The organism is Cecembia sp. (assembly GCF_007126775.1).
In the GTDB taxonomy this organism is placed as follows: domain Bacteria; phylum Bacteroidota; class Bacteroidia; order Cytophagales; family Cyclobacteriaceae; genus Cecembia.
Map to the genome: position 1 here is coordinate 1 of NZ_SLAP01000245.1, position 7,152 is coordinate 7,152.

A 7,152-nucleotide genomic window follows, 5' to 3' on the forward strand; every position below is an offset into this window, starting at 1 on the left:
AAGCAGTAATAAAAGAAGTTGAAGCTGTAGTGACAGCAGCAAAAGATGAAATTAACTATATTACTTTTTCTGGTTCTGGAGAGCCAACTCTTCACAGCAGCTTGGGAAAAATTATCAGGGATCTTAAAAAATTGAATGAAATCGGTGCAATCGAATTTTTATCCGAAAGTTACTCCCACTCTATTCTTTCAAAAAAATTCCAGCATGAATTCATGCATCAGACCCTCAATCAGAAAAACAAAATTCTTAAATTATTTGGCCAAATACCGAAAACATTTGTTAATAATTACGGTTACCCATTGCAGTTTTTATCCGATACACTCCCAAAAATGGGAATTAAAGGATTGCTTCAATTCGAAGACATACAATATAAAACATGCAGTAGTCCCACCAATTATATGAGACTTTCCGAATCAGATTCCCTGCAGGTACTCAATAGTGATAAATGGGTCCTTCAGCCATTTATTGAGGAAAATAATGGAGTAAAAAGTATCAATATGGATGCTTTTCTGAACTGGGTAAAGGAGATTCCTGATGAAAATGAGGTGATTTATATCGCTTTGGACTATACTGAACTACATTCGAGGAATTCTGAGGATGTAGGGATTTTGGAGTTCATCAAAGCGCTGCCAGAAAATACGGCTTCCAAGAATATAGGTTTTTGTACTCCATCAGAAATGGTTTCAGGAAAAAGCGGCAAGATGGCTGAAAAGCCAATTATTGCCATGGAAACAAAAAAGGAATTGGGTGCCAGGGCAATAAATGGTTTTCAAAAGGAAATCATAGATATTCTAATCAGCTTGAAGGAAAAGGTTTATCAAACCAAAGATGAAAAAGTTCTTAAAACCTGGTTTTACCTTCAGGATCAGTGGTTATTGAACAGCCTCCAAACTGATGAAACATCGGATGCAGAAAAAAATCAAGCAGTCCAATCCTACATCAATTTCAGGAACATTTTAGAAGATTTTACAAAAAATATTGAGAAAACACTAGCCAAAGAAAAATCAACCCCCATAGAACTGATGTACGACAAAAGAATCAAATCATTGGGTAAGGGATTGACAACAGATTCTTGGGAGTTCAATAGTTTGTTTTAAGCCATTTTACTTGGATAGCCGCATCCAGGAAGACCTCATCTCCCATTGCTGGTCTTCCTTCTTAAGTTTTGCTGTCCAAAGGTAGGTTTTCGGCCAATTTTTGAAAATGCTCGCTATGGTATATAAAAACCTGAGCGACATTTTCTTTTCATTAGGTATCCATCCACCTACAGGATGGATTTGAATTTGAACATCATCTTCTTTTGTCGATACTTTATAGATCCCTTGTATACTGCCTGTGCTATTTTCCCCAGAAATCACAAATTCTCCTTCCACTTCCAGTCCTGCTTTGATCAAATTGAATTGAGGAAATGCAGGATCAAATGCTATCTTTATTTGATGACCATCACCAGATACAGAATAGCTTTTTATTTCCTTGGCACTCCCGTTTTCCTCCCATAACAGTTGTCCTATTTCCTTATTTTCCGACTCTAAAATACCGGAGAAGGATGGATTAAAGGTAACTATAAAAGGATCAGGAGAATAACGTGCAAAATACATCCACATCCCATCCAAGGGAAGGGGCAATTTATCTATCTGATGGTTTTTCCCATCAATTACCACTTCTAGAAGCGTATGTTTTCTTCGTACGAAATAAAAATCATGTAACAGTACCAAAGGCATGGCTGAGGGGTTTGTCGCGGCATCTCCCATAGGTGCTAATAGACCAAATGCTGCCCTTTTTTTCGGATGTTTTTCTTCTATATGGATTTTAATCAACCTGTCATTTTTATCTCTGAAGACTATATTGGCCACTACCCCAGCAGATAAAATCTCAAATTCACTTCTTTCAAAATCAACCTGATGCATAGAAGCCAATCCCTTCCCGGCAATATCATATTTTTTAGGATCAGGTTGTATTTGCTTATCATGGTACACTTCCACCTGCATGTCTTTTCTCCATGCGATCACCAAGAGTCCCTTACCGTTGATCTCATCATCAAAGAACTGAGGTTCCAAACCAATAAACTCCTCATCAGGATCCTTTTCAAAATTGACCAAAAGTAATTTTTCCATAGGATCAATACCAAATTGGAAAGGCAAATAAAGGGTTTCCTCTTTGTCAGAATATATTTTCTTTGGATGTTTCATGAGCGGGGTTTCATTTTTTTAATCGGGCAAATAAACACAGGGAAAGGAGAAAATTCCGTAGCATAATGCCAAAATTTTCAGTGATAAAGGTAGGTAAAACCAAGATTTATAGAAAATACCAAGATCAGTTGCTAAACTGACAAAGGTCATGAAAATCCATAAGTTTATCTTCTATCTTTATTCACGGTAATCCATGATCAGTCCCAAAAAGTCAGGATTGTGGATGGGTCTTTTTTTGATTATAGTAAACCCAATTATAAACTAATGAAAACTGTATTTACCCTCTTGATACTGCTGCATGCATTGATCCACTTATTGGGTTTTGTAAAAGCATTTCAATTTGCAGAATTAAAGGATTTCCCCTTGCAGATCAGCAAGCCTGTGGGATTGTTTTGGCTAGGATCAGCCATGGTTCTTCTGACCACTGGTTTCTTTTATTTCAAAGAAAATCCCTATTGGTGGTTATTTGCTTTTGTTGGTTTGATCTTGTCTCAGGTACTGATCATTTCGCAATGGTCTGCTGCTAAGTTTGGTACGCTTCCCAACCTGATCATTTTAGTGGTTGCAATCATTTCCTATGCACAATTCAATTTTGAAAAAAAAATAGCCGAGGAAATCCGGGAAACCTTACCAAGCTCTGATCCCCTTTTGCCCCTTACAGAATCATCCATACAACACTTGCCAATATCGGTTCGTAGATGGCTCCAATATTCCGGTGTAATAGGCAGACCTGCCATACAGTCGGTATACATGCAGCAGTCGTATCAATTAAAGCTCAAACCTGAACAGAAAAACTGGTATACAGCTAATGCCACCCAACTTTCTGTTACCAATCCTCCTTCTTTTGTTTGGTCTGTAGATGTACAGATGATGCCCCTGCTTTATGCCTTTGGCAGAGATAAATTTGTTGAAGGAAAAGGCGAAATGCTAATCAAGCTGTTGTCTTTACTTCCCGTGGCAAAAGATGGATATAATCCGCAATTTAATGAAGCCGCACTACAAAGATTTCTTGGGGAGCTGGTTTGGTATCCCTCAGCTGCTGTTTTGGATTATATAGAGTGGGAAGAAATAGACAATAACAAAGCCGAGGCGACTATGACAATCGGCCAAACCAAGGGCAAAGGAGTATTTGAGTTTGATGATGAAGGCAAACTGCTGCAATTTACCGCAAATAGGTACATGAGTAGCGGGGCAGATGCAATTAAGAAAGACTGGGTCGTACGGACATTGTCCTACAAGGAATTCAATGGGGTTCAACTTCCCAACAAGTGCAATGCCACCTGGGTACTGGAATCAGGAGATTGGACATGGGCATTATTTGAAGTTGACAGCGTAGTATTTAATATACACTAATATTTTTCCCGGAGGTGTGATATGATACGGACCATCTCCTTCCTGACCTCTGCTGTGGGTCTGGTAAAGTTGTTATTCATAAAGACAAAGCGGTACCTTTTCCCCTTCCTTGTTTCTAACCAGCCGCTTTGAAGGTGCATATTTTTAAGTGTTCCTGTTTTTGCCCAAACAAAGGCTTCTCCTCTATCCAGTTCGTAGGCAGTTTTCAGGGTGCCGGAAACACCTCCAGCTGGCATCAGGGCTTTTAACCTATCTAAATCTCCAAGTCTATCTTCCAACATGTTCAACACAGCAAGCACCGTATTTGGGGTAAATAAATTGTACCGCGAAAGGCCTGAACCATCTTCCCAAATGGGAGGATGTCTTAAATCCATTAACCAATTTTCCTGAACATGTCCAATGGCCCGTTGCATATCCAGGGTGTCTCCTAAAGTACTGGAACATAATAACAATACCTGTTCTGCCAGGAAATTATCGCTGGGAAGCATCATGTGTTTGTATAGACTGTCTGATGGGATGCTATAAAAAGTACCTAAATCTTTACCCTTATTGCGCCGGATCAATTGAATTTCCCTTTTTAGGGTGTCCTGCAATAAAAACCGGCTCATTTCCAAATCCATGGGAAAAGGCAGCAAAGATTCAAAGCTTTCAGGAACTGGCAAAATGGGATATATTAACAAATTACCTGTTTTGGCCCTCAAGATGTCAAACTCCTTTAGGACCAGGCTGGAATCTGGTTTAGCAAAGTCAATCATCACCTTGGGATTTATTTCAAAAAAACCTGTATTGAGCCCTTTTACATTCACTGTGTTGGCGTAAATTGGAAAATGGGCCGGATCAGGTCTCCAATAACTTGGTTCATAATGGATAGGTGCCTGGTCTGCGATAAAAATCTTATAGGGTGTTTTTGCTAAAAAGTGGTAAACTCTGCCATTATCAAGTTTGGGATGTAAAAATGAGGGATCTCCTGTTGGCCAAAGGATCAGGGAATCTCCCAAAATTTCGTACTGAAAAGCCGGGATAGAGTCACCTAAAATCACCAAACCCGCCAACAAGGTAAATAATTTGGTATTGGAGGCTGGTACGAAATGGATGTTTTCATGCTGCGCATAGACAATACTTCCAGTTTCCTCCTGAACCATAAAGCCAACAAAATGCTCCTGTAAAATTTCAGATTGCCTAAAAATTTTCCTTACCTTTTTTTCTGTCAATTTTTGTCCAAAAACGTTCTGATCAACTAATAGACCGATCAGTAAAAACAATATAACTGCCTTTTTCATCAAGGTTGCAGGTGTTTTCTTAAAAACTCAACAGTTGCCTGATTGACTTTGACCAAATTGGCATACTTCATCCAGTGGTGGGTATCATCAGGAATTATCAGGGCTTCGAAGGGCATTTTTCGGTCTTCAAACCTTCTGATCAAATCAGTTGTATGGCTTACCTGTACATTCCTGTCATCATCTCCATGGATAAATAGCACCGGAGATTTCCAGGTATCCAAATACGCCAAAGGTGAAGAATAATAGGCTGTCCTCTGCGCCTTTTCAAAATCGGGGGCTTTTTCAAAACCATCTGGCATTTCCAGTCTGCTTGATAGTTCGTGCACCCCATGTATATCTACTCCAGCAGCAAACAACTCAGCGTCCTTGGCCAAAGCCAAAGCCGTTAAATACCCACCATAAGATCCCCCATAAATGCCAATCTTTATTGGATCTACCTGGGCTAAAGATGCCAGATATTCTCCTGCTGCTTTCACATCCAGATATTCCTCTGCTCCCTGCCAATAAGTCCTTGGGGCTTTGTGGAATTCATAGCCATAACCGATTCCCAACCGGAAATTCACGGAGAGCACTACGAAGCCATTATTGGCCAAGTATTGATTAATTGCATAGGCATTGGAATAATAATCACCATAATGCCATCCGAGCAACATTTGCCTTTGAGGTCCACCATGTACAAATAGCACAGCCGGTTTTTTATCAGAACCACCTTCTTTTTCAAAAATCTGAGCATGGACATTCAGACCGTCCGCTGATTTAAATACCACTTGCTTGGGGATTACCAGTTCAGATTGTGGAAAATCCCGAGGAACCAAGTCCTCGGCAATGACAGTCATGCGCCTTTCTGCCAAAGAAAGTACTGTGGGCAATAATGGTCTCTGGGCAGTGGAAGAAAGACAAACAATATGTGACATTCCCGACAGCATCACTGGATTTGTCTCAATACTTTCGCCCTGACTCCATATTTCAAAATTACCGGTAAGTATATTTACACTTCCGATATGTCTCCTGTCAATATCATCTTCCAAAGGGCCAGTATTGGCTGAAAAAAGCAAAGATTGACCATCTGGAGTAAGCTGAACATGTTCTACCATAAAATTTCCTTGGGTGAGTTGTCTGGAAGGACCTTGATCAGCATGCATGGCATACAAATGTGGCCAGCCATCTTCATAGGAGAGATATACAATTTGATTGTTTGCCGCCCAATGCAGATTGGCGCCTCCATGGGTAGTAGAAATTGAGCCCCTCAGGGTTTCTGGGGCCTTCCATCGCAGCTTTCCCTCTCCAGTAGCCAACTCCACAGTCCAAATCTCCCAAGGATTATGCCGCTGCTCTAAAATGGGCTGTGGTTCGGGATTACCTCCCGGCCTTCTTATAAAAGTAACCTTTTGGCCATCAGGAGACCATTTTGGACTATAATCCCTGCTGAACGAAGGGGCTAAATAATGCATATCTTTCGTCTCCAGGGCATAGACACCAATCAAAGAGTGTGTACTTCTGTTTACCGAAAAGAGCAGCTGATCCCCATTGGGGGACCATGCCAGAGCACCTACAGTACCTTTAATTTCGAACATTTGAGCCGCTAGTCCTCCCTGAACAGGAACTGACCATGCCTGCCTATTTTTGATAAAAGCAATCAGTTTCCCATCAGGTGAAACCAGGGCATCATCACCCTCTGCAAGTACTTCAGCCTTGCCTTCCGAAAAAGGAACTTTCCATATTTCAATTTTAGGAATAAATGTTTCTTGAGAAGGGTTGATTCCAACACTTCTTTCCCAATTGCTTCCATGTTCTCCTCCCCTTACGAAAATCAGGGTTTCTCCATCGGGAGTAAACTGAAGACCAGTTATTTCCTGCCCATCATCCTTATCAAATTCAGTGACTCTTCTTGGAGTAAAAGTGGGTGCCTCCGCTACATAGACATTGCGAAGTCCTTTTTCATTCATAGCCCAGGCAAATCTGTCACCCATGGGTGCAGCTGTCAGTTCAGATGGGAAAGGAAAAGAAGTTACCTGTTCCATACTGAAATGCTGCGCATGGCTTTGTACAAGTAGAAATAACAGGAGGACTAAGGAAAGGACAGGTTTCATAAGAATGAATTGATTAATGTCCAAAATAAAAAATTATTGTCAATTAACCATCCTTCCTCATCTAATGAAGAGAGTGAAATAGAAAAGAGGCTGTCCTATAAGTAAAAGCTATAAGTTTTTTTTATTTGTAAATTAAACTTTATAACGTTTTATAAAACAGCCTCTTATGGTATAAGCAGCAATAGGTGGAAACTTACTCTGACACTTGCAGGGTTATATTCCGCGTCCTTGAGAAATTAC

At 40.3% G+C, this 7,152-nt stretch carries 5 protein-coding genes; 2 read left to right on the forward strand and 3 right to left on the reverse strand.

Annotated features, from left to right (window positions below; genetic code table 11):
- On the forward strand, window positions 1–1,097 hold a 1,097-nt coding region (locus tag QZT73_RS16285), incomplete at its 5' end, for an alpha-glycosidase (RefSeq protein WP_291789294.1).
- A gap of 6 nt (window positions 1,098–1,103) precedes the next feature.
- Here QZT73_RS16285 and QZT73_RS16290 read toward each other — a convergent pair.
- Window positions 1,104–2,189, reverse strand: a complete 1,086-nt coding sequence (locus tag QZT73_RS16290) for a hypothetical protein (RefSeq protein WP_291789297.1) — start codon at window positions 2,187–2,189, stop codon at window positions 1,104–1,106.
- 264 nt (window positions 2,190–2,453) lie between these two features.
- Here QZT73_RS16290 and QZT73_RS16295 point away from each other — a divergent pair, with 264 nt between their 5' ends.
- Entirely contained in the window at window positions 2,454–3,542 is a 1,089-nt protein-coding gene (locus tag QZT73_RS16295; protein ID WP_291789299.1) for a DUF6544 family protein, read from the forward strand.
- Here the strand turns inward: QZT73_RS16295 and QZT73_RS16300 are convergent.
- Window positions 3,539–4,822, reverse strand: coding sequence for a D-alanyl-D-alanine carboxypeptidase (locus QZT73_RS16300; RefSeq protein WP_291789300.1), 1,284 nt, complete (start codon window positions 4,820–4,822; stop codon window positions 3,539–3,541). The genes QZT73_RS16295 and QZT73_RS16300 overlap by 4 nt on opposite strands.
- Window positions 4,822–6,912 carry a prolyl oligopeptidase family serine peptidase gene (locus QZT73_RS16305; RefSeq protein WP_291789302.1) on the reverse strand — a complete coding sequence of 697 codons (2,091 nt, stop codon included), beginning with the start codon at window positions 6,910–6,912 and terminating at the stop codon, window positions 4,822–4,824. Before QZT73_RS16305 ends, QZT73_RS16300 begins: the two co-directional genes overlap by 1 nt.
- Window positions 6,913–7,152 lie beyond the last annotated feature (240 nt).

Excerpts from the sequence above, each read along its gene's own strand:
- QZT73_RS16290 (WP_291789297.1), bottom strand. The coding sequence starts at position 2,189 with ATGAAACATCCAAAGAAAATATATTCTGACAAAGAGGAAACCCTTTAT.
- QZT73_RS16295 (WP_291789299.1), top strand. The coding sequence starts at position 2,454 with ATGAAAACTGTATTTACCCTCTTGATACTGCTGCATGCATTGATCCAC.
- QZT73_RS16300 (WP_291789300.1), bottom strand. The coding sequence starts at position 4,822 with ATGAAAAAGGCAGTTATATTGTTTTTACTGATCGGTCTATTAGTTGAT.
- QZT73_RS16305 (WP_291789302.1), bottom strand. The coding sequence starts at position 6,912 with ATGAAACCTGTCCTTTCCTTAGTCCTCCTGTTATTTCTACTTGTACAA.